This is a genomic window from Streptomyces sp. NPDC013157 (assembly GCF_042899865.1).
Classification (GTDB): Bacteria; Actinomycetota; Actinomycetes; order Streptomycetales; family Streptomycetaceae; genus Streptomyces.
In genome coordinates, this window is the sequence record NZ_JBIBAK010000013.1 from 12,397 (window position 1) to 33,784 (window position 21,388).

Below are 21,388 nucleotides of genomic sequence, written 5' to 3' on the forward strand. Positions count from 1 at the left end.
TAAGCGCCTGCCATCATTTCCTGGCAGCAAGGACGCTTCTTCAGGAGGACAAGTGGGACGACTCTTCGGCACGGACGGCGTGCGGGGTGTCGCCAACGCGGACCTGACCGCCGAAATGGCGCTCGGCCTGTCCGTCGCGGCGGCGCACGTGCTGGCCGAGGCGGGTACGTTCGAGGGCCACCGGCCGACGGCGGTCGTCGGACGGGACCCGCGCGCGTCCGGGGAGTTCCTGGAGGCGGCCGTGATCGCCGGTCTGGCGAGCGCGGGCGTCGACGTCCTGAGCGTGGGCGTCCTCCCGACCCCCGCCGTGGCCTTCCTCACCGGCGCGCTCGGCGCCGACCTCGGCGTCATGCTCTCCGCCAGCCACAACGCCATGCCCGACAACGGCGTCAAGTTCTTCGCCCGCGGCGGCCACAAACTCGCCGACGAGCTGGAGGACCGGATCGAGGCGGTCTACGACTCCCACCGGCACGGCGAGCCGTGGGAGCGGCCGACGGGTGCGGGCGTGGGCCGGGTGCGGTCGTACGGCGAGGGCTTCGAGCAGTACGTCGGTCACCTCCTGTCGGTCCTGCCCAACCGGCTCGACGGGCTGAAGATCGTCCTGGACGAGGCGCACGGCGCGGCCGCGGGGGTCTCGCCGGAGGCGTTCCGCCGGGCCGGCGCCGAGCTCGTCACCATCGGCGCGGAGCCGGACGGGCTCAACATCAACGACGGCTGCGGGTCGACCCACCTCGGCAAGCTCAAGGCCGCGGTCGTCGAGCACGGCGCGGACTTCGGCATCGCGCACGACGGGGACGCGGACCGCTGCCTCGCCGTCGACCACACCGGCGAGGAGGTCGACGGCGACCAGATCCTCGCGGTGCTCGCGCTCGCCATGCGGGAGCGCGGTGAGCTGCGTGCCGACACCGTCGTCGCCACCGTCATGTCCAACCTCGGCTTCAAGCTGGCGCTGGAGCGGGAGGGGCTGCACCTCCTGCAGACCGCGGTCGGCGACCGGTACGTGCTGGAGGAGATGAAGGAGCACGGGTACGCCCTCGGCGGCGAGCAGTCCGGCCACGTCATCATCCTCGACCACGCGACGACCGGCGACGGCACGCTGACCGGGCTGCTGCTGGCGGCGCGGGTCGCCGAGACCGGGCGGACGCTGCGGGAGCTGGCGGGCGTGATGGAGCGGCTGCCGCAGGTGCTGATCAATGTGCCGGACGTGGACAAGTCACGGGTGAAGACGTCCGGGGACCTGGCGGTGGCGGTCGCGGAGGCGGAGCGGGAGCTGGGGGAGACGGGGCGTGTGCTGCTTCGCCCTTCGGGGACCGAGCCGTTGGTGCGGGTGATGGTCGAGGCGGCCGACATCGAGCAGGCCCGGTCGGTGGCCGGGCGGCTGGCCGATGCGGTGAAGTCGGCGCTGGGTTGAGCTGCAAGGCGTAGCAAAAAGTGCGCGACTGATCACCGGCTGTTTCTCTTGCGTCGAGGCCGCTCTGTGCGGCGCCCCCTCGACGGAAGAGAAACACAGCATGAAGATCGTGAGCACCATCCTGAAGCGAGCGGCCGGTCCGGTTCTGGTGGCGGGTCTCGTCGTCACCTCGTCCGCCACCCCGGCCGCCGCCCAGACACCGGGCTCCACGGCGTTCCGTATCCTCGGCGGACTGGTCGTACTCCAGGCGCGCGCCGGAGTGAACAACCAGGTCACGGCCGACACTTCCACCGGCCGACTGGTCCTCACGGACACCACGGGCATCGCGATCGGCCCGGGCTGCACCCGGGTGAACGCCACCAGCGCGGACTGCGGCAGCGCCGCCACGGTCAGCCGACTCGCGGTACAGCTGGGCGACGGGGACGACACCTTCAACGGCTCCAACGCTGCCGTCAGCACCACCGTCGATGCCGGTACGGGCGTCGACAAAGTGACCACCGACGGCCGCAGCGACGTCATCAGCGTGGAGGACAACGCGGGTGGTGACACGGTGGACTGCGGCGCCGGCGCCGACACGGTGTTCGCCGACCCCGGCGACACCGTCGTGAACTGCGAGAGGCGGCTCTAGGGGCCGCCGGAAGCCGCCGGGCTTCGCCGTACGTGCACGCTGCCCGGCCCGGAGCGACTTCCGGGCCGGGCAGCGGCACTTGGGCGCCCTACAGCTTGCGGAGCCGCAGCCGCTGCACCTTGTGGTCCGGTCCCTTGCGGACGACCAGGGTGGCGCGGCCGCGGGTCGGGGCGATGTTCTCCACCAGGTTGGGCTTGTTGATGGTCCGCCACAGGCCGCGGGCGTAGTCGACCGCCTCCTCCTCGGACACCTGGGTGTACTTCCTGAAGTACGAGTCCGGGTCCTGGAAGGCGGTCTGACGGAGCTTCCTGAAGCGGTTGAGGTACCAGCGCTCGATGTCCTCCGCGTTCGCGTCGACGTACACGCTGAAGTCGAAGTAGTCGGCCAGGCCGACGCGGGTACGGCCGTCCTGGCCGGGGAGTGCGGGCTGCAGGACGTTGAGGCCCTCGACGATGAGGATGTCGGGGCGGCGGACCGTGAGCTTCCGGTCCGGGACGATGTCGTAGATGAGGTGGGAGTAGACGGGGGCGGTGACCTCGTCCTTGCCGGCTTTGATGTCGGCGACGAAGCGGGTCAGGGCCCGGCGGTCGTACGACTCGGGGAAGCCCTTGCGCGACATCAGGCCGCGCGCTTCGAGCTCCTTGGTCGGGAGCAGGAAGCCGTCCGTCGTCACCAGCTCGACGCGCGGGTGCTCGGGCCAGCGGGACAGCAGCGCCTGGAGCAGACGGGAGACGGTCGACTTGCCGCAGGCCACGGAGCCGGCGACGCCTATCACGAACGGGGTTCCGGACTGGGAGCCCTGCTCGCCGAGGAAGGTGTTCAGGGCGCCTCTGAGGCCGTCCGTGGCCCCGACGTAGAGGTTGAGCAGCCGCGACAGCGGGAGATAGACGTCCCGCACCTCGTCGAGGTCGATGACATCGCCGAGACCGCGCAGCTTCTCGACCTCCTCGGCGGTGAGCGGCAGCGGCGTCTTGTCGCGGAGCGCGCTCCACTCGGCACGGGTGAGGTCGACGTAGGGAGTCGCCTCCGGCTTGTGCCGGTGGGCGCTCCGGGGCATCGGGGAGACCGGAGAGATCACATTCCATTGTTAACGGAGTTTGAACGGCGCGGGGGGTGGGGTCGGTCACGTGGGGTTCTGATCATGTGCAGTCGGCGCAGGCGAGGTGGACGCCGCAGACCCGGCACCGGAAGAGGCAGGCGGTGATGGGCCGATAATTTCCGATTTCGGGCACGCTGAGCCGTGTTCGGGCCGGGGGCGGCACTTAGGCTGCCGGTCATGTGCGGAATCGTGGGATACGTGGGGGCGCAGTCTGCGCTCGATGTGGTGGTCGCCGGGCTCAAGCGGCTGGAGTACCGGGGGTACGACTCGGCGGGGGTCGCCGTGCTCGCGGACGGTGGGCTGGCGTCGGCGAAGCGGGCCGGGAAGCTGGTCAACCTGGAGAAGGAGCTGACGGAGCGGCCGCTGCCGGCCGGTGCCACCGGTATCGGGCACACCCGCTGGGCCACGCACGGCGGGCCGACGGACGCCAACGCGCATCCGCACCTCGACAACGCGGGCCGGGTCGCCGTCGTCCACAACGGGATCATCGAGAACTTCGCCGCGCTGCGGGGGGAGTTGGCCGAGCGCGGGCACGACCTCGCGTCCGAGACGGACACCGAGGTGGTCGCGCACCTGCTCGCCGAGGAGTTCTCCGTCACCGCCGACCTCGCCGAGGCGATGCGGCTGGTGTGCCGGCGGCTGGAGGGCGCGTTCACGCTGGTCGCGGTGCACGCCGACGAGCCGGACGTGGTCGTGGGCGCGCGCCGGAACTCCCCGCTCGTGGTGGGCGTCGGAGAGGGCGAGGCGTTTCTCGCCTCGGACGTCGCCGCGTTCATCGCCCACACGCGGTCGGCGATCGAGCTGGGCCAGGACCAGGTGGTGGAGCTGCGCCGGGACGGCGTGACGGTGACGGGCTTCGACGGCGCCCCGGCGGACGTCCGCTCGTACCACGTCGACTGGGACGCGTCGGCGGCGGAAAAGGGCGGGTACGACTACTTCATGCTCAAGGAGATCGCCGAGCAGCCCAAGGCGGTCGCCGACACCCTCCTGGGCCGCATCGACGCGAACGGCTCGCTGACGCTGGACGAGGTCCGGATCGGCGCCGCCGAGCTCCGGGAGGTCGACAAGGTCGTCATCGTCGCCTGCGGTACGGCCTTCCACGCCGGCCTGATCGCCAAGTACGCCATCGAGCACTGGACGCGCATCCCGTGCGAGGTGGAGCTGGCGAGCGAGTTCCGGTACCGGGACCCGATCCTGGACTCGCGCAGTCTCGTCATCGCCATCTCCCAGTCCGGCGAGACCATGGACACGCTGATGGCCCTCAGGCACGCCCGCGAGCAGGGTTCGAAGGTCCTCGCGATCTGCAACACCAACGGCTCGACGATCCCGCGCGAGTCGGACGCGGTGCTGTACACCCACGCCGGACCGGAGGTCGCGGTCGCCTCGACCAAGGCGTTCCTCACCCAGCTGGTGGCCTGCTACCTGGTGGCGCTGTACCTCGGCCAGGTGCGGGGCACCAAGTGGGGCGACGAGATCAGCGCGGTGATCCGGGACCTCTCGCACATCTCCGGCGAGGTCGAGCGGGTCCTGGAGACCATGGAGCCGGTACGGGCGCTGGCACGGTCGCTGGCGGACAAGAAGACCGTGCTGTTCCTCGGCCGGCACGTCGGCTACCCGGTCGCCCTCGAAGGCGCCCTGAAGCTCAAGGAGTTGGCGTACATGCACGCCGAGGGCTTCGCGGCGGGCGAGCTGAAGCACGGGCCGATCGCGCTGATCGAGGCGGACCTGCCGGTGGTGGTCGTGGTCCCGTCCCCGCGCGGTCGCTCGGTGCTCCACGACAAGATCGTGTCCAACATCCAGGAGATCCGGGCCCGCGGCGCCCGCACCATCGTGATCGCGGAGGACGGCGACGAAGCGGTCGTACCGTACGCCGACCACCTGATCCGGATCCCCGTCACCCCCACCCTCCTGCAGCCGCTGGTCGCCACGGTCCCGCTCCAGGTCTTCGCCTGCGAACTGGCCACCGCCCGGGGCAACGAGGTGGACCAGCCGAGGAATCTCGCCAAGTCGGTCACCGTGGAGTGAGCGTGGCGTGACCTTAGGGTGCTGACCATGAGCATCATCGGGGTAGGCATCGACGTCGCCGAGATCGACCGGTTCCGGGAGTCGCTGGAGCGGACTCCCGGGCTGGCCGGGCGGCTTTTCGTGGAACGGGAGTTGTATCTGGCGAGCGGGGAGCGGCGCGGTGTCGCCTCGCTCGCGGTGCGGTTCGCGGCCAAGGAGGCGTTGGCCAAGGCTCTCGGCGCGCCGCCGGGGCTGCTCTGGACGGACGCGGAGGTGGTCGTCGAGGACAACGGCCGGCCGCGGCTGCAGGTGAAGGGGAGCGTGGCCGCCTGCGCGGCGGAACTCGGGGTGCGGTCGTGGCATGTGTCGCTCAGTCACGACGCCGGGGTGGCGTCGGCGGTGGTGATCGCCGAGGGGTGACACGGGCGGGGCGGGGCGGATGCGCGTCCCGCGGGTTCCGGGGGAGACTCGGGGCATGCGGACTGCTTACAGCGTGGAGACGGTACGGGCGGCCGAGCGGGAGCTGATGGCGCGGCTGCCGGAAGGGGCGCTGATGCAGCGGGCCGCCGCCGGGCTGGCCGCCGCCTGCGCCGAGTTGCTCGGACGGGTGTACGGCAGCCGGGTGGTCCTGCTCGTCGGCAGCGGGGACAACGGCGGGGACGCGCTGTACGCCGGGGCACGGCTGGCGCGCAGAGGGGCGGGGGTCGCGGCCGTACTGCTCGCGCCGGAGCGTACGCACGAGGGCGGGCTGGCGGCGCTGCGCCGGGCGGGCGGGACCGTCGTACGGGACGGCGGCGCCGAGGAGTTGCTCCTGCGGGCCGATCTCGTCGTCGACGGGATCGTGGGGATCGGCGGGAAGGGCGGGCTGCGGCCCGAGGCGGCCGCGCTGGTGGCGGTCGTGGAGCGGTCCCGGGCCGCCGTCGTCGCCGTGGACCTGCCGAGCGGCGTGGAGGCGGACAGCGGTGAGGTGCGCGGGGCGGCCGTACGCGCGGACCTGACCGTGACCTTCGGGACCCACAAGCCGGGGCTGCTGATCGATCCGGCGCGGGAGTACGCCGGTTCGGTACGGCTGGTCGACATCGGGCTCGAACTGCCCGAGGAGGCCGAGCTGGAGGCGTTGCAGGACGTGGACGTGGCGCGGCTGCTGCCCATGCCGTCGGCGGAGAGCGACAAGTACCGGCGGGGAGTGGTGGGCATCGTGGCCGGCTCGGCGCGCTATCCGGGGGCGGCCGTGCTGGCCGTCGCCGGGGCGTTGCGGGGCGGGGCCGGGGCCGTACGGTACGTCGGTCCGGCCAAGGACGAGGTGCTGGCCCGCTTTCCCGAGACGCTGGTGTCGGACGGGGGGCCGCGCAAGGCCGGGCGGGTCCAGGCGTGGGTGGCCGGACCGGGGGTCGGGGACGACGCCGACGCCGTCGCCGAGGTGCTGGAGGCGGACGTGCCGGTGCTGGTCGACGCGGACGGGCTGCGGCTCGCCGACCGGGACACGGTGCGCGGCCGTACGGCGCCGACCCTGATGACGCCGCACGCCGGGGAGGCGGCGGCCCTGCTGGGGGTACGGCGGGAGGAGGTCGAGGGCGGTCGGCTCGCGGCGGTGCGGGAGCTGGCGGCGGCGTATCGGGCGACGGTGCTGCTGAAGGGGTCGACGACGTTGGTGGCGGCGGTCGGGGGAGGGGCCGCCGCCGTCCGGGTGAACGCGACGGGGACGCCCTGGCTCGCCACCGCCGGGAGCGGGGATGTGCTGTCGGGGCTGGCGGGGTCGTTGCTGGCGGCGGGGCTGGACGGGCGGGACGCGGGGAGTGTGGCGGCGTATCTGCACGGGCTCGCGGGGCGGTTCGCGGCGGAGGGGGCGCCGACGGTGGCTCACGCCGTCGCCGACGAGTTGCCGTCGGCCTGGCGGGGCGTCTTCCCACCCGCCCACCCGACTCGCTAGGCCGAGCCCGCACCGTCACGGGGCTCCGCCCCGGCCCCGGCCCCGGCCCGACGCCCGACGGTCGGGTGCGGGCGGGTGGGGCGGGTGGGGGCTGGTTGCGCAGTTCCTCCCCCAGCGCCCCTTACGGGGCGCCCTGCATCCCCCGGGTGACCTCCCCGCGCGGCTTCCCGGAATCCCGGATGCTGCGGGGTTGTCTGATCGCATGATTAGTGGACGAATTGTGTGTCAGCGGGGCGGTCTTGCGCGGGGTGCCGCAGGAACCCTCGTCGCTGCCGTGGCCGTTCTCTCGCTGGGTGCCGGGACCGGGGTCGCGGCCGGTGGCGTTCCCGGACCGGGCGCCGCCGTCCCCGAGTCGGAGCTGGTACCGGGGGTCGCGCCGGGGCCCGCGCAGCCCTGGCAGATCGACACCCCCGACCAGATGCTGGCGCCGAAGGTGTACACGCCCAGCGCCAAGGAGGACGCCGTCGAGCCGAAGGCGGCGCCGCCGGGGACGTACGACCTCATCGAGTACGTGCCGCTCAGCGACGCCGTCTCCAAGGTGAGCTGCTCCAAGCTCACCGGGCCGTATCAGAAGCAGATCGAGCAGTGGCTGAAGCTGAAGGCGGACGGGAAGCAGTCCGCCGCCGACTGCAAGGCCATCCAGAAGTTCCAGAAGACGTACAAGATCAAGCCGGCGATCGGGTTCGCCGGGCCCGTGACCTGGTACCAGATGATGCTCCTGTCGGCGAAGAAGAACCCGAACGCCGCCAGGAACTGCCCCGTGAAGTCGTACCGGGTCGCCTGCGTCGACCTCAACCGGCAGGTCACCTGGGTGCAGAAGGGCAGCAAGGTGGTCTACGGGCCGGTGCAGATGCGCAGCGGGCGGAAGGGGTACGCGACCCGGGCCGGGTGGCACACCGTCTACTGGCGGCACAAGAACCACTGGTCGACCCTGTACAACTCGCCGATGCCGTACGCCCAGTTCTTCGACGGCGGACAGGCCTTCCACGCCGTCTACGGCTCCATCTACACCACCGTCGGCTCCTGGGGCTGCGTGAACCTCAAGCTCGGCGACGCGAAGAAGCTGTGGGGCGTGCTGAAGAAGGGCGACAAGGTCTACGTGTGGGGGCACCGGACCGGTACTTGAGTCCGTGATCGGCGGGTACCCGAGGACGGCCGGTGCTCAACCAGGGGCTGTGCCGGAGGGCTGTCGGAGGCCTCTGAGACACTGGGGGCGCGATGAGTGATACACCGACTGCGCAGACCGCACCGACCGCGCCCCTGCGCGCCCGCGCCGAGATCGACCTGGCCGCCCTGCGGGCCAATGCGCGGACCCTGCGTGCCCTCGCGCCGGGCGCGGCCCTGATGGCCGTCGTGAAGTCCGACGCGTACGGCCACGGGGCCCTGCGGTGTGCCCGCGCGGCCGTCGAGGCGGGCGCGAGCTGGCTGGGCACGGCCACCCCGGAGGAGGCCCTGGCGCTGCGCGCGGACCCGGAGCTGCCCGCGGACGTGCGGATCATGTGCTGGCTGTGGACTCCGGGCGGGCCCTGGCGGGAGGCCGTCGAGGCCGACCTCGACGTGTCCGTGAGCGACATGTGGGCCCTGCGGGAGGTGACCGAGGCGGCCCGGACGGCAGGCCGGCCGGCCCGCGTGCAGCTCAAGGCCGACACCGGACTCGGGCGCAACGGCTGCCAGCCCGCCGACTGGCCCGAGCTGGTCCGCGAGGCGCTGCGCGCCGAGGCGGCGGGGCTGGTCCGCGTCACCGGGCTGTGGTCGCACTTCGCCTGCGCCGACGAGCCCGGCCATCCCTCCATCGCCGCCCAGCTCACCCTCTTCCGCGAGCTGCTCGGGTACGCCGAGGAACAGGGCGTGCGCCCCGAGGTGCGGCACATCGCCAACTCGCCGGCCACCCTCACCCTGCCCGAGACCCACTTCGACCTCGTCCGCACGGGCATCGCGCTCTACGGCCTCTCGCCCAGCCCCGAGCTGGGCAGCGCGGCCGACTTCGGCCTGCGCCCCGTGATGACGCTGTCCGCCTCCCTCGCCCTGGTCAAGCACGTACCGGGCGGGCACGGGGTCAGCTACGGGCACCACTACGTCACGCCCGGCGAGACCACCCTCGGACTCGTCCCCGTCGGCTACGCGGACGGCATCCCGCGGCACGCCTCCGGCGCCGGGCCCGTCCTGGTCGGCGGCAAGTGGCGGACGGCCGCCGGGCGCATCGCCATGGACCAGTTCGTCGTGGACCTCGGTGGCGACGAGCCGGAAGCCGGCGCGGAGGCCGTGCTCTTCGGTCCGGGCGACCGGGGCGAACCCACCGCCGAGGACTGGGCCCAGGCCGCGGGCACGATCGCATACGAAATCGTCACCCGCATCGGAACCCGGGTTCCCCGCGTCTATGTGAACGGGGAACCGACTGGGCAAGAACCAGGGGACGGCGCCTGACCTTCGGGGTTCGGCGGCGGCACGACCCGGTTACACCTGTATCAACAGCAACATCAGCAACAGGCATCGCGTCAGCATCACCCGTGTTCACCTGAGCAGCGAACTGCAGTACGGCGAAGAGGAGCGGTACGTGAGCGAGAGCAGTGCGGAGGCCGTAGCGGAAGCCGCCGCGGCGGCCGTCGTCGCCTCGGCCACGGGGGCGGCCTCCGGCAGCTGGCGCAAGGTGACGGGCGTCGCCGGAGCCGCCATAGGAGTGCTCGCCGCCGGTGCCGCGGCCGGCGTCGCCGTGGAGCGGATGACCGTCGGCCGCGGGATGCGCCGCAAGGCCCGGCTGGCACTGGACTCGGCAGGCCCGTACGGCACCCTGCGCGGCACCCCCGGCAAGGCGTACGCCGACGACGGCACCGAGCTGTACTACGAGGTCGACGAGGTGGAACCCGACCCCGGCCCCGCCGTCTCGCCGCGCCGCCGCCGGCTCTTCGGCCGCAAGGCGCCCGCGCCCGTCACCGTCGTCTTCAGCCACGGCTACTGCCTCAACCAGGACTCCTGGCACTTCCAGCGGGCGGCCCTGCGCGGGGTCGTGCGCACCGTGCACTGGGACCAGCGCAGCCACGGCCGCTCCGGACGGGGCGTCGCCCAGCACGAGGACGGGGTGGAGCTCACCATCGACCAGCTGGGCCGGGACCTGAAGGCCGTCCTGGACGCGGCCGCGCCGCAGGGGCCGATCGTGCTGGTCGGGCACTCCATGGGCGGCATGACGGTGATGGCGCTGGCCGCGCAGTATCCCGACCTGATCCGGGAGCGGGTGGTCGCCACCGCCTTCGTCGGTACCTCGTCCGGGCGGCTCGGCGAGGTCAACTTCGGGCTGCCGGTCGCCGGGGTCAACGTGGTGCGCCGGGTGCTGCCCGGGGTGCTGAAGGCACTGGGCACGCAGGCCGCGCTGGTGGAGAAGGGGCGGCGGGTCACCGCCGACCTCTTCGCCGGGATCATCAAGCGGTACTCGTTCGCGTCCAAGGACGTCGACCCGGCGGTGGAGCGGTTCGCGGAGCGGATGATCGAGTCGACGCCGATCGACGTCGTCGCCGAGTTCTATCCGGCCTTCACCGACCACGACAAGACCGCCGCGCTCGCCTACTTCCAGAACCTGCCGGTGCTGGTGCTGGCCGGGGTGCAGGACCTCGTCACGCCCAGCGAGCACAGCGAGGTCATCGCCGACCTGCTGCCCGACGCCGAGCTGGTGCTCGTCGCGGACGCCGGGCACCTGGTCATGCTGGAGCACCCGGAAGTGGTCACCGACCGCCTCGCCGACCTGCTCACCCGCGCGGGTGCCGTGCCGGCAGGGGCTACGGTAAGTGGCTATGGAAGCACCAGCAGCACGGCACAGCCAGGCTGAGACCGAGTTGATCGTCACCTCCCCTGAGCAGATGGGGGAGCTGGGCCGCCGACTGGCGAAGTTGCTGCGCGCCGGTGACCTCGTGATGCTCAGCGGGGAGCTCGGCGCCGGCAAGACGACGTTGACGCGCGGGCTCGGGGAAGGGCTCGGTGTGCGCGGGGCCGTCACGTCGCCGACGTTCGTCATCGCCCGCGTGCATCCCTCCCTGGGGGGCGGGCCGCCGCTCGTCCATGTGGACGCCTATCGCCTGGGCGGCGGGCTCGACGAGATGGAGGACCTGGACCTCGACGTCTCGCTGCCCGAGTCCGTGGTCGTCGTGGAGTGGGGCGAGGGCAAGGTCGAGGAGCTGACCGACGACCGGCTCATGGTCCGGATCCACCGGGCGGTCGGCGACACCGCCGACGAGGTGCGGCACGTGACCCTGGCGGGGCTGGGGGAGCGGTGGGACGGGGTGGATCTCGGGGTGCTGTCCGCCTGAGCACCGTGTGAACGTTCCGACAAGGCGTCGGCAAGATATTGCGCCGGACGTATCGGGCGTGGTCACATGGTACCCAGTCCGTAGTTAGGTCTACCTAACTACGTCCGCCCCCGCACCTCAGGAGGCGCCAGTGTCCGTGTCCCAGTCCGAGGAGCGGCGACCGGCCGTGGTCGCCGTGGCCCCCGGTGTCTCCATGCGCGAGCTGCTGGCGGCCTGTGTGGCGGCCGACGCGGTGTCCCGGCCGCCGAGAGCGCCGGAGCTGCCTGCGAAGCCGATTTCGGCAGCGCCCCGAAGGGGCGCGGGGAACTGCGCGATCAGCCACGACGGCGCGGCAGCCGACGGATCGCGGTACTTGCCGCGGAGCGCTTAGGCGGGTTCGGCCGGTAGGTCCGTGCGGGCCGGTGGGGGCTGGTCGCGCCCACGCGGCGGAGCTGCACATCAGATACGGCCCCGCGCCCCCGGGCGGCGGCTGCGCCGCCGATCAGGGGCGCGTCAGCGGATCACGATCACCTTCACCCCGATCGTCGCGAAGTTCCACATCGCGTTGCCGTCCGCGCGGGTCTCGCGGATGCCGCCCGTCTTCACCGTGGGGTCGGGGGGTGCGGCGGCGCGCTGGGCGGTGACGGCGCTGAAGCCGATCGCCGAGCCGTCCTTCGTGGTGGTGAAGCGGACCACGTGTTCGATGGGGAGGCCGTCCGTGCCCGTGACGGCCTTCGAGCGGGACGTCACCCAGTACGCGCCGAGCGGCGGGTCGATGGTGCCGGGGCTCACCTTGAAGGTGCGCTCGACGCGGCCCCGCTCGCTGACGAGCCAGACCCGGTCGTCGTCCACCGAGTACACCACCCGTTCACCCGTCCCGGAGGTGTTCGGCAGCGCGGTGGGGTGACGGCGGTCCCGGGGCGCCTTGGCGCCCGGCGCTCCGGGCGCGGGGCTCGCCGACGACCGGCTGCCGAGACCGGGCGGGACGGTGGCCGAGGCCTGGTAGGCGAGGAATCCGACCGCCCCGACGGCCGCAGCGGTGAGGCCGGCCACGACTCCCGAGCTGGTCCCTGCCACGTGCGCCACCTCTGCCTGCCGTAGAGCCTCACGGGGAGTCTCGCCGTATATGTCGTACTTCGTACAGACCGTAGCAGTCAGTGACCGTCCGACCCGGCCGGGCGTGCTCGCGGCGCCGGAGCCGTAGGCTGTTCGCGTGCTCTTGCTCGCTCTGGATACCGCCACCCCCGCCGTCACCGTCGCCCTGCACGACGGTACGGCCGTCATCGCCTCGTCGAGCCAGGTGGACGCGCGCCGGCACGGCGAGCTGCTGCTGCCGGCCGTCGACCGCGTCCTCGCCGAGGCCGGGGTATCGCTGGACGCCGTCACCGAGATCGTCACCGGCATCGGTCCCGGCCCCTACACCGGCCTGCGGGTCGGTCTGATGACCGCGGACACCTTCGGGCTCGCGCTCGGCGTGCCCGTCCACGGCCTGTGCACGCTCGACGGGCTCGCCTACGCGGCCGACATCGAGAAGGGCCCGTTCGTCGTCGCGACCGACGCCCGCCGCAAGGAGGTCTACTGGGCGGTGTACGAGGACTCGCGCACCCGGCGCACGGACCCCGCCGTCGACCGGCCCGCCGACATCGCCGAGAAGGTGGCCGGGCTGCCTGCCGTCGGCGCCGGGGCGCTGCTCTACCCCGACACCTTCCCGGTCGTCCACGAGCCCGAGCACGTCTCCGCCGCGGCCCTCGCGTCGCTGGCCGCCGCGAAGCTGGCCGCGGGCGAGGAACTGCCCGCGCCCCGGCCGCTGTACCTGCGCCGGCCGGACGCCCAGGTGCCCAAGAACTACAAGGTGGTCACCCCGAAGTGACCGCACAGCTGCGCGAGATGCGCTGGTGGGACATCGACCCGGTCCTGGAGCTGGAGAAGGACCTGTTCCCCGAGGACGCCTGGTCGCGGGGGATGTTCTGGTCCGAGCTCGCACACGCGAGGGGACCCGGGGCGACCCGCCGGTACCTGGTGGCCCTGGAGGGCGACCGGATCGTCGGGTACGGAGGGCTCGCCGCCCAGGGCGCCGCCGCCGACGACAGCGGTTCCGCCGCGGTCGGCGACATCCAGACCATCGCCGTACGCCGTGACCAGTGGGGCACCGGGCTCGGCGCGGAGCTGCTCACCGAGCTGCTGCGGGCCGCGACCGCCTTCGAGTGCGCCGAGGTCATGCTGGAGTGCCGGGTCGACAACATCCGCGCCCAGAAGCTCTACGAGCGGTTCGGCTTCGAGCCCATCGGGTTCAGACGCGGCTACTACCAGCCGGGGAACGTGGACGCCCTGGTGATGCGCCTGACGACCGGGCAGCCCGGCAGTGGCTCCGCCACCGGGCCCACCTCCGAACAAGGAACCGAGATCAATGGCTGACGAACCCCTGGTTCTGGGGATCGAGACCTCCTGCGACGAGACCGGCGTCGGCATCGTCCGGGGCACCACCCTGCTCGCCGACGCCGTCGCCTCGTCCGTCGACGAGCACGCCCGCTTCGGCGGAGTGGTGCCCGAGGTGGCGTCCCGGGCCCACCTGGAGGCGATGGTCCCGACCATCGAGCGTGCGCTGAAGGACGCGGGCGTGAGCGCGAAGGACCTCGACGGCATCGCGGTCACGGCGGGCCCCGGCCTGGCCGGCGCGCTGCTGGTCGGCGTCTCGGCAGCGAAGGCGTACGCGTACGCGCTCGGCAAGCCGCTCTACGGCGTGAACCACCTCGCCTCCCACATCTGCGTCGACCAGCTCGAACACGGCCCGCTCCCGGAGCCGACGATGGCCCTCCTGGTCTCCGGCGGCCACTCCTCCCTCCTCCTCTCCTCGGACATCACCTCCGACGTACGACCGCTCGGCGCCACCATCGACGACGCGGCCGGCGAGGCCTTCGACAAGATCGCGCGCGTCCTGAACCTGGGCTTCCCGGGCGGCCCGGTCATCGACCGGTACGCGAAGGAGGGGGACCCGCAGGCCATCGCCTTCCCGCGCGGGCTCACCGGGCCCCGCGACCCGGCGTACGACTTCTCCTTCTCCGGGCTCAAGACGGCGGTGGCCCGCTGGATCGAGGCCAAGCGGGCGGCGGGCGAGGAGGTCCCGGTCCGCGACGTGTCCGCCTCCTTCCAGGAGGCGGTCGTGGACGTCCTGACCCGCAAGGCCGTCCGGGCCTGCCGTGACGAGGGCGTCGACCACCTGATGATCGGCGGCGGGGTCGCCGCCAACTCCCGGCTGCGCGCCCTCGCGGCGGAGCGCTGCGAGGCGGCCGGCATCCGGCTCCGGGTGCCGCGCATGAAGTTGTGCACGGACAACGGCGCGATGGTGGCCGCGCTCGGCGCGGAGATGGTCGCACGCAACCGGACCCCGTCCGGCTGGGACCTCTCGGCGGACAGCTCCCTGCCGGTGACGGACCCGCACGTCCCCGGCAGCCACCACCACGACCACGTCCACGAGGTCAGCAAGGAGAACCTGTACTCGTGACAGTCGCCTTGATGTGGGAGGCACGGGCGACGGAGGGCCGGGGCGCGGAACTCGTCGCCTGGGCGCGCGAGCAGAAGCTCCCCGAGGCCCCGTCGCGCCGGGAGACCTTCCAGGCACCGCAGGACCGGGTGCTGGTCATCACGTGGTGGGAGGCGTCGTACGACGCCTCGGACCTTCCCGAACTCCCCGACCCGCCCCGTGACTTGGTCACCCGGCCGGTGCACCGGTGGCGGTTCGAGGCCGTCGGCGAGGGCTAGTCGGTGGAGATCAGCGGACGCGATCGTCGTTGTCGGCGGCCTATTGCCGGAACGTCCTGCCTGGAGCACGGGTGATCTGGGTGACGGTGTCGCGTACGGCGAGAAGTTCAGCAGTGCCCAGGGCCCGCCTGGGCCCCTTTCGTCGCGCACGCTGCCGCGTCCTGACGGTCAGTCCACCTCCGTCTCGCAGCGCAGCACCCGGTCCGGCCCCAACCGTCGTACCGGACCGGTCAGTTGGAGTGTCACCGTGCCCTGGGTGTCCGCGCTCGACGCCCCCACGCGCAGCTCCAGTGCCCCCGGCTCCACCACCCGCGCCCCCTCCCGGTCCGTGAACGCCGACAGGTCCGCGTGGAAGTGGAAGGTCACCTTTCTCGATGCGCCCGGGGCCAGGTCCACGCGCTGGTAGCCGATCAGGCGGACGTCCGGGCGGGTCACCGACGCCACCGGGTCGTGCAGGTACAGCTGTACGACCTCGGTGCCTGCCCGCTCGCCCGTGTTGCGGACCGTCAGCGTCACGTCGTAGGAGCCGTCCGTGGTGATCTCGGCCGTGGCCGGTGAGCCGAGGGTCCAGGCGAACGCCGTGTAGGAGCGGCCGTGGCCGAAGGGATACAGCGGGGTCGGGTCCAGGTTGCTGACCTCGCCCGCGAGGCCGAGCGGGGGCTGGAGGTAGGTCCAGGGCTGGCCGCCGGGCTCGCGGGGCACGCTCACCGGGAGGCGGCCCGAGGGGTTGACGCGGCCCGACAGCACTCCCGCCACCGCCGGGCCGCCCTCCTCGCCGGGGAAGAACGCCTGGACGACCGCGCCGAGCCGGCCGTGCCAGCGGCCCAGCGCGTACGGGCGGCCGGTGAGCAGGACGAGGACCACCGGGACGCCCGTCGAGAGGAGTGCGTCCAGCAGGTCCGCCTGAACGCCCGGCAATCCGAGGTCCGTGACGTCGCAGCCCTCGCCCGAGGTGCCCCGCCCGAACAGGCCCGCGCGGTCGCCCAGGACCGCCACGCACACGTCGGCCTCGGACGCGCGTGCCACCGCTTCCGCGAAGCCGGACGGGTCCGGGTCCGTGACGTCGCAGCCCTCGGCGAACGTCACCTTCGCGTCCGGGAGTTCGGTGCGCAGGGAGTCGAGGACGGTAGGGATGGCGATGCCCAGGTCGACCTCGGGGTGGTGGGTCAGGACGTGGGACGGGAAGGAGTAGCAGCCGAGCATGGCGAGGGCGTCGGCGGCGCGCGGGCCCACCACCGCTATGCGGGTGTCGGGGGCGAGGGGGAGCGCGCCGTTCGGGTTGTCCAGCAGGACCACCGACTCCTCGGCCAGGCGGCGGGCCAGCGCGCGGTTCGCCGTCGAGTCGAGGTCGATCGGGCCCTCCCGCGACGGCTCCGGGGTCCAGTCCTCGTCCAGCAGGCCCAGCTCGCACTTCTGGAGCAGGACCCGGCGGGCCGCGCGGTCGACGAGTGACTCCGGGATCGCGCCTTCCCGCACCGCCGCCACCAGCGGACGCCCGTAGCACTTCAGCGTCGGCAACTCGACGTCGATGCCCGCCGCCAGGGCGAGATGGGCCGCCTCCGCCTCCGTACCGGCGACCCGGTGCAGTGTCTGCAGGAAGCCGATGCCGAAGTAGTCGGCGACGACCGTGCCGTCGAAGTCCCATTCCGCGCGCAGGAGGTCGGTCAGGAGGCGGGGATCCGCGGAGGCCGGGACGCCGTCGGTCTCGTTGTACGCCGCCATCACCGAGCGGGCTCCGCCCTCCCGGAGCGCCATCTCGAACGGGGGGAGGGTGACATCCGCGTACTCCCGTACCCCGGCGCGGACCGGGGCCAGGTTGCGGGCGCCCGCGGAGGAGGCGTAGCCGGCGAAGTGCTTGAGGGTGGCGATCACCCCGGCCGACTCCAGGCCCCGGACGTACGCGGAGCCGATGGTGCCGACGAGGTACGGGTCCTCGCCGATCGTCTCCTCGACCCGGCCCCAGCGCGGGTCGCGGACCACGTCCAGGACGGGGGCCAGGCCCTGGTGGACGCCGACCGAGCGCAGGTCCTCGCCGATGTGCCGGCCCAGCTCCTCGACAAGGGGCGGGTCGAAGGCGGCGCCCCAGGCGAGCGGGACCGGGTAGGCCGTCGCCTGCCAGGCGGTGAAGCCGGCCAGGCACTCCTCGTGGGCGATCGCCGGGATGCCGAAGCGGCCGGCCGCGGTGATCCGGCGCTGGGCGCGGGCCAGTGCTCGCGCGCCCAGCGCCGGGTCCACCGGGGCGGTGCCGAAGGAACGCGTCAGCTGGCCGATGCCGAGGGTGATCAGCTCGTCCCAGTCGTAGTCGGCGGTCATCTCGCGTTGCAGCGGGGCGACCCCGTCGCCGTCCGTGGCGGCGCCCACCCAGACGCCGTACAGCTGGGCGGTCTTCTCCTCCAGCGTCATCCGGGTGAGCAGGTCGTCGACACGGGTGGCGGCGGGCAGTGCGGGGTCGCGCCAAGGAGCGGAGGTCATGAAACTCCCGTCTCTGTTCTCTGCTACGAACGCTGCTACGAATGTTTCGTACCACACACCGAATGTTCCGGGAACCTATGGCGTGCGAGGGTCTTCGTCAAGGGGGAGCGCAGGGATACGATCGCGGGCATGACGCCTCCGAAGCCCGCAGAACCGCAGACGGCGACGCTCGCCGAAATCGCCCGTGAGGCCGGTGTGTCCGCTCCGACTGTTTCGAAGGTCCTCAACGGGCGCGCCGACGTGGCCCCGGCGACCCGCACCCGGGTCGAGGAACTGCTGCGCGCCTACGGCTACCGGCGGCGGCGCGCCGAGGCCTCCCGGTCGCCGCTGATCGACCTGGTCTTCCACGAGCTGGAGAGCGCCTGGGCGATGGAGGTCATCCGGGGGGTGGAGAACGTGGCCCGGGACGCCGGGCTGAGCGTCGTGCTCAGCGAGAGCGCCGGGCGGCTCACCCCGGGGCGGACCTGGGCGGACCAGGTGGCGGCGCGGCGGCCGCACGGGGTGGTGCTGGTGCTGTCGGGTCTTGACGAGTCGCAGCGGGCGCTGCTGCTGAGCCGCTCCATTCCGTTCGTGGTGATGGATCCGGCGGGGGATCCGGGGCCGGACGTGCCGTCCATCGGGGCCACCAACTGGCAGGGCGGGCTCGCCGCCACCCGGCACCTCGTCGAACTGGGGCACCGGCGCATCGGGGCGATCAGCGGGCCGTCCCGGATGATGTGCAGCCGGGCCCGGGTGGACGGGTACCGGGCCGCGCTGGAGACCGCCGGGCTGCCGGTGGACCAGGCCCTGGTCAAGGCCGGCGACTTCCACCACGACGCGGGCTACCGGCTCGGCCTGGAGCTGCTGCGCATGCCCGACCGGCCCACCGCGATCTTCACCGGCAACGACCTGCAGGCCCTCGGGCTCTACGAGGCCGCGCGTGAGCTGGGGCTGCGCATCCCGGAGGACGTGAGCGTCGTCGGGTTCGACGACCTGCCGGTGGCCCGCTGGGTGGGGCCGCCGCTGACGACCGTACGGCAGCCGCTGACCGAGATGGCCGAGGCGGCGGCGCGGCTGGTCCTCGAGATGGGGCGGGCGGAGGAGGCGACGACCGCGACCCGGGTGGAGCTGGCGACCAGCCTGGTGGTGCGGTCGAGCACGGCGGCGCCCGCGGCCGGGTGAGGCGGGCTTGGCCAAAAGTTGACGTATTGACGGGTGGTGCGGGCGTCTCCACACTCCTCCGAAGCCAATCGGTTGGACGACCGAAAGTTTCGGAGGTACCCGCAATGAGATCTCTGAGAACGGGCTCTTCCCTGGCGGCACTGTTGACAGGCGCCGCGCTGCTGTTCACGGCGCCGTCGGCGCACGCCGCCGACACCCCGCTGCGCGACCTCGCCGCCGCGAAGGGCAAGGTCATCGGCACCGCGGTCACCGGCTCCAAGCTCACCGGCACCTACGGCGACCTGGCCGGCAGCCAGTTCAGCTCGCTGACCCCGGGCAACGCCATGAAGTGGGGGACGGTCGAGCCCACTCAGGGCACGTTCAACTGGACCGAGGCCGACCAGATCGTCGCCTTCGCCCAGGCCCACAACCAGCAGGTGCGCGGCCACACCCTGGTCTGGCACAGCCAGAACCCCAGCTGGCTCACGAACGGCACCTGGACCTCCGCCCAGCTCGGCAGCCTGCTGCAGAACCACATCAGCACCGAGGTCGGCCGCTACAAGGGGAAGATCGCCGCCTGGGACGTCGTCAACGAACCCTTCAACGAGGACGGCACCTACCGGTCGACGATCTGGTACAACGGCCTCGGCTCCGACTACATCGCCAACGCCCTGACCTGGGCACACGCGGCCGATCCGGCCGCCAAGCTGTACATCAACGACTACAACGTCGAGGGCGTCGACGCGAAGAGCACCGCCCTGTACAACCTGGTCAAGGACCTGAAGAGCCGGGGCGTCCCGATCGACGGGGTCGGGCTGCAGGCCCACCTGATCCTCGGCCAGGTGCCCGCCACCCTCCAGCAGAACATCCAGTGCTTCGCCGACCTGGGCGTCGACGTGGCGATCACCGAGCTCGACATCCGGATGGCACTGCCCTCCGACAGCACCGAACTCGCCCAGCAGAAGGCCGACTTCAAGTCGGTGGTGGCCGCGTGCGTGGCGGTGAGCCGCTGCGTCAACGTCACCGTGTGGGGCTTCACCGACTCCGACTCCTGGGTGGACAGCACCTTCCCGGGCTACGGCGCGGCGACCCCGTACGACGCCGACTACGCGCCGAAACCGGCGTACTACGGCATCGCCGAGGCGCTCGGCGGCACCACGACCACCCCGCCGCCGACCGGTGCCTGCACCGCCGCCTACAGCGTGACCAGCCAGTGGAACACCGGGTTCACCGGCCAGGTGACGATCTCCTGTTCAGGGGCCGCGCTGAGCTCCTGGCACGTGAGCTGGACGTACGCCGCAGGGCAGCAGATCACCCAGGCCTGGAACGCCGGCTGCACCCAGTCGGGCGCGGTCGTCTCCTGTGCGAACGCCTCCTACAACGGGACGGTGGCGGACGGGAGTTCGGTCACCTTCGGGTTCAACGCGTCCTGGAGCGGGAGCAATCCGGTGCCCGCGGTCACCCTGGGCTGAAGCCCGAGTGAGAAGGGTGAGATTTTCCGAAGAAAACCGCTTCGCGGCGCTCGCGCTAACAGTCCCCTAATAATTCGGACTTACGTTCCTGCCTTGTGACGGGACACGAGGAGCAAGGCGGCGCGGGCAGACGGGTGGGCCGGCGGTCGAGAGCGCTGAAGATCGTCGGCCTCACCCTGGCGGGGGTCATGACGCTCGGCATCGCCGGCGCGGGGTGGGTCTACTGGCACCTCAACGACAACATCAAGAGCGTCGACATCAACAGCGCGCTCGGGGACGACCGCCCGGCGAAGGCGGTGACGACACCGACGGCCGCCGCGTCCGCCTCGGCCTCCGCGTCCCCGCTGCCCACCGGCTCGATGAACATCCTGGTGCTGGGCTCGGACTCGCGCAGCGGCAAGGAGAACAAGAAGCTCGGCGGCGGCAGCAGCTCTGGTGCCCGCTCCGACACCGCGATGGTCGTCCACATCGACGCCGGCCGGACCTCCGCCACGATCGTCAGCATCCCGCGCGACACCCTGGTCACCCGGCCCTCCTGCCCGCTCTCCTCCGGCGGCTCGACGTCCGTGGCCTACAACGCGATGTTCAACAGCGCCTACTCGGTGGGCGGGGCGGTGTGCGCGGTCAAGACGGTGGAGTCGATCACCGGCGTGCGCATGGACCACTACCTGGAGATCGACTTCTCGGGCTTCGCGAAGCTGGTCGACGCGCTCGGCGGGGTGACCGTGACCACCGACCAGGACATCGACGACGACGACAGCCACCTGCACCTGAAGAAGGGCACCCACCACCTCGACGGCACCCAGGCCCTGGCGCTCGCCCGCACCCGGCACGGCATAGGCGACGGCAGCGACCTGGGCCGGATAGGCCTCCAGCAGAAACTGGTGAAGGCGCTCCTGGACCAGATGGCCTCCATCAGCCTGCTGACCGACCCGGCCAAGCTCTACGAGGTCGCCGACGCGGTCACCTCCAGCCTCACCACCGACACCGGCCTGGACTCGCTCAGCGAGCTGATGCGGCTCGGGCAGAGCCTGAAGGGACTGACCTCCGAGCACACGAAGACGGTGATGATGCCGGTGGTGACCGCGCCCTCCGACCCCAACCGGGTGATCGCGAAGGAGCCGGCGGCGAACGAGCTGTGGGACTCGCTGCGCTAGGCCGGAAAAAAACCCCGGGGAATTCCGGCGGGTGTGTCGATC

At 72.2% G+C, this 21,388-nt stretch carries 19 protein-coding genes; 16 read left to right on the top strand and 3 right to left on the bottom strand.

The genetic code is table 11. From position 1 onward, the window contains the following. Nucleotides 1–52 precede the first annotated feature (52 nt). Entirely contained in the window at nt 53–1,411 is a 1,359-nt protein-coding gene (glmM, locus tag ACFY6U_RS32805; RefSeq protein ID WP_390044010.1) for a phosphoglucosamine mutase, read from the top strand. 109 nt (nt 1,412–1,520) lie between these two features. Continuing rightward, on the top strand, nt 1,521–2,039 hold the full coding sequence (locus ACFY6U_RS32810; RefSeq protein WP_390044012.1) for a hypothetical protein: 519 nt from the start codon (nt 1,521–1,523) through the stop codon (nt 2,037–2,039). 88 nt (nt 2,040–2,127) lie between these two features. Here ACFY6U_RS32810 and coaA read toward each other — a convergent pair whose 3' ends face one another. Then, entirely contained in the window at nt 2,128–3,096 is a 969-nt protein-coding gene (coaA, locus tag ACFY6U_RS32815) for a type I pantothenate kinase (protein WP_390044014.1), read from the bottom strand. A gap of 219 nt (nt 3,097–3,315) precedes the next feature. Between coaA and glmS the strand changes: the two genes are divergently transcribed. The 7 genes from glmS (at nt 3,316) to tsaE (ending at nt 11,367) form a co-directional block, all read left to right on the top strand. After that, nucleotides 3,316–5,163, top strand: a complete 1,848-nt coding sequence (gene glmS, locus ACFY6U_RS32820) for a glutamine--fructose-6-phosphate transaminase (isomerizing) (RefSeq protein WP_390044016.1) — start codon at nt 3,316–3,318, stop codon at nt 5,161–5,163. A 27-nt stretch (nt 5,164–5,190) separates the two neighbouring features. After that, nucleotides 5,191–5,562, top strand: coding sequence for a holo-ACP synthase (locus ACFY6U_RS32825; RefSeq protein ID WP_390044018.1), 372 nt, complete (start codon nt 5,191–5,193; stop codon nt 5,560–5,562). 55 nt (nt 5,563–5,617) lie between these two features. Further along, complete coding sequence (locus ACFY6U_RS32830; RefSeq protein ID WP_390044020.1) at nt 5,618–7,072, top strand: NAD(P)H-hydrate dehydratase; 1,455 nt, start codon at nt 5,618–5,620, stop codon at nt 7,070–7,072. A 202-nt stretch (nt 7,073–7,274) separates the two neighbouring features. Further along, nucleotides 7,275–8,198 (top strand): L,D-transpeptidase, encoded by a 924-nt coding sequence (locus ACFY6U_RS32835; RefSeq protein ID WP_390044022.1) that lies wholly within the window; start codon nt 7,275–7,277, stop codon nt 8,196–8,198. Nucleotides 8,199–8,290: 92 nt separating this feature from the next. Next, the gene (gene alr / locus ACFY6U_RS32840; RefSeq protein WP_390044024.1) at nt 8,291–9,496 is read left to right on the top strand and encodes an alanine racemase; all 1,206 of its coding nucleotides are present in this window, start codon (nt 8,291–8,293) and stop codon (nt 9,494–9,496) included. 130 nt (nt 9,497–9,626) lie between these two features. After that, the gene (locus ACFY6U_RS32845) at nt 9,627–10,889 is read left to right on the top strand and encodes an alpha/beta fold hydrolase (RefSeq protein ID WP_390044025.1); all 1,263 of its coding nucleotides are present in this window, start codon (nt 9,627–9,629) and stop codon (nt 10,887–10,889) included. Next, nucleotides 10,855–11,367, top strand: a complete 513-nt coding sequence (tsaE, locus tag ACFY6U_RS32850; RefSeq protein ID WP_351491242.1) for a tRNA (adenosine(37)-N6)-threonylcarbamoyltransferase complex ATPase subunit type 1 TsaE — start codon at nt 10,855–10,857, stop codon at nt 11,365–11,367. The genes ACFY6U_RS32845 and tsaE overlap by 35 nt, the downstream gene beginning before the upstream one ends. Before the next feature lie 492 nt (nt 11,368–11,859). On the opposite strand, the gene ACFY6U_RS32855 is transcribed toward tsaE, so the two are convergent. Next, nucleotides 11,860–12,423, bottom strand: a complete 564-nt coding sequence (locus ACFY6U_RS32855) for a hypothetical protein (RefSeq protein WP_390044028.1) — start codon at nt 12,421–12,423, stop codon at nt 11,860–11,862. A gap of 136 nt (nt 12,424–12,559) precedes the next feature. Between ACFY6U_RS32855 and tsaB the strand changes: the two genes are divergently transcribed. From tsaB to ACFY6U_RS32875, 4 genes are read left to right on the top strand one after another with little or no spacing between them, the layout of a single operon-like run. Beyond that, nucleotides 12,560–13,216, top strand: coding sequence for a tRNA (adenosine(37)-N6)-threonylcarbamoyltransferase complex dimerization subunit type 1 TsaB (tsaB, locus tag ACFY6U_RS32860; RefSeq protein ID WP_390044030.1), 657 nt, complete (start codon nt 12,560–12,562; stop codon nt 13,214–13,216). A 17-nt stretch (nt 13,217–13,233) separates the two neighbouring features. Then, the gene (gene rimI / locus ACFY6U_RS32865; protein WP_390044448.1) at nt 13,234–13,761 is read left to right on the top strand and encodes a ribosomal protein S18-alanine N-acetyltransferase; all 528 of its coding nucleotides are present in this window, start codon (nt 13,234–13,236) and stop codon (nt 13,759–13,761) included. After that, on the top strand, nt 13,754–14,848 hold the full coding sequence (tsaD, locus tag ACFY6U_RS32870) for a tRNA (adenosine(37)-N6)-threonylcarbamoyltransferase complex transferase subunit TsaD (RefSeq protein ID WP_390044032.1): 1,095 nt from the start codon (nt 13,754–13,756) through the stop codon (nt 14,846–14,848). Before rimI ends, tsaD begins: the two co-directional genes overlap by 8 nt. Next, a complete protein-coding gene (locus tag ACFY6U_RS32875; RefSeq protein ID WP_390044034.1) occupies nt 14,845–15,105 on the top strand; it encodes a hypothetical protein in 261 nt (86 codons plus the stop codon). The genes tsaD and ACFY6U_RS32875 overlap by 4 nt, the downstream gene beginning before the upstream one ends. A gap of 168 nt (nt 15,106–15,273) precedes the next feature. On the opposite strand, the gene ACFY6U_RS32880 is transcribed toward ACFY6U_RS32875, so the two are convergent. After that, nucleotides 15,274–17,577 carry a glycoside hydrolase family 3 N-terminal domain-containing protein gene (locus ACFY6U_RS32880; RefSeq protein ID WP_390044036.1) on the bottom strand — a complete coding sequence of 768 codons (2,304 nt, stop codon included), beginning with the start codon at nt 17,575–17,577 and terminating at the stop codon, nt 15,274–15,276. Between the two features lie 129 nt (nt 17,578–17,706). Between ACFY6U_RS32880 and ACFY6U_RS32885 the strand changes: the two genes are divergently transcribed. From ACFY6U_RS32885 to ACFY6U_RS32895, 3 genes are all read left to right on the top strand, one after another. Continuing rightward, nucleotides 17,707–18,738 carry a LacI family DNA-binding transcriptional regulator gene (locus tag ACFY6U_RS32885; RefSeq protein ID WP_390044038.1) on the top strand — a complete coding sequence of 344 codons (1,032 nt, stop codon included), beginning with the start codon at nt 17,707–17,709 and terminating at the stop codon, nt 18,736–18,738. Between the two features lie 104 nt (nt 18,739–18,842). Continuing rightward, entirely contained in the window at nt 18,843–20,189 is a 1,347-nt protein-coding gene (locus tag ACFY6U_RS32890; protein ID WP_390044040.1) for an endo-1,4-beta-xylanase, read from the top strand. Between the two features lie 95 nt (nt 20,190–20,284). Continuing rightward, nucleotides 20,285–21,346, top strand: a complete 1,062-nt coding sequence (locus tag ACFY6U_RS32895) for an LCP family protein (protein ID WP_390044042.1) — start codon at nt 20,285–20,287, stop codon at nt 21,344–21,346. Nucleotides 21,347–21,388 lie beyond the last annotated feature (42 nt).

Excerpts from the sequence above, each read along its gene's own strand:
- coaA (WP_390044014.1), bottom strand. The coding sequence starts at position 3,096 with ATGCCCCGGAGCGCCCACCGGCACAAGCCGGAGGCGACTCCCTACGTC.
- glmS (WP_390044016.1), top strand. The coding sequence starts at position 3,316 with ATGTGCGGAATCGTGGGATACGTGGGGGCGCAGTCTGCGCTCGATGTG.
- ACFY6U_RS32825 (WP_390044018.1), top strand. The coding sequence starts at position 5,191 with ATGAGCATCATCGGGGTAGGCATCGACGTCGCCGAGATCGACCGGTTC.
- ACFY6U_RS32830 (WP_390044020.1), top strand. The coding sequence starts at position 5,618 with ATGCGGACTGCTTACAGCGTGGAGACGGTACGGGCGGCCGAGCGGGAG.
- ACFY6U_RS32835 (WP_390044022.1), top strand. The coding sequence starts at position 7,275 with ATGATTAGTGGACGAATTGTGTGTCAGCGGGGCGGTCTTGCGCGGGGT.
- alr (WP_390044024.1), top strand. The coding sequence starts at position 8,291 with ATGAGTGATACACCGACTGCGCAGACCGCACCGACCGCGCCCCTGCGC.
- tsaE (WP_351491242.1), top strand. The coding sequence starts at position 10,855 with ATGGAAGCACCAGCAGCACGGCACAGCCAGGCTGAGACCGAGTTGATC.
- rimI (WP_390044448.1), top strand. The coding sequence starts at position 13,234 with ATGCGCTGGTGGGACATCGACCCGGTCCTGGAGCTGGAGAAGGACCTG.
- tsaD (WP_390044032.1), top strand. The coding sequence starts at position 13,754 with ATGGCTGACGAACCCCTGGTTCTGGGGATCGAGACCTCCTGCGACGAG.
- ACFY6U_RS32880 (WP_390044036.1), bottom strand. The coding sequence starts at position 17,577 with ATGACCTCCGCTCCTTGGCGCGACCCCGCACTGCCCGCCGCCACCCGT.
- ACFY6U_RS32885 (WP_390044038.1), top strand. The coding sequence starts at position 17,707 with ATGACGCCTCCGAAGCCCGCAGAACCGCAGACGGCGACGCTCGCCGAA.
- ACFY6U_RS32890 (WP_390044040.1), top strand. The coding sequence starts at position 18,843 with ATGAGATCTCTGAGAACGGGCTCTTCCCTGGCGGCACTGTTGACAGGC.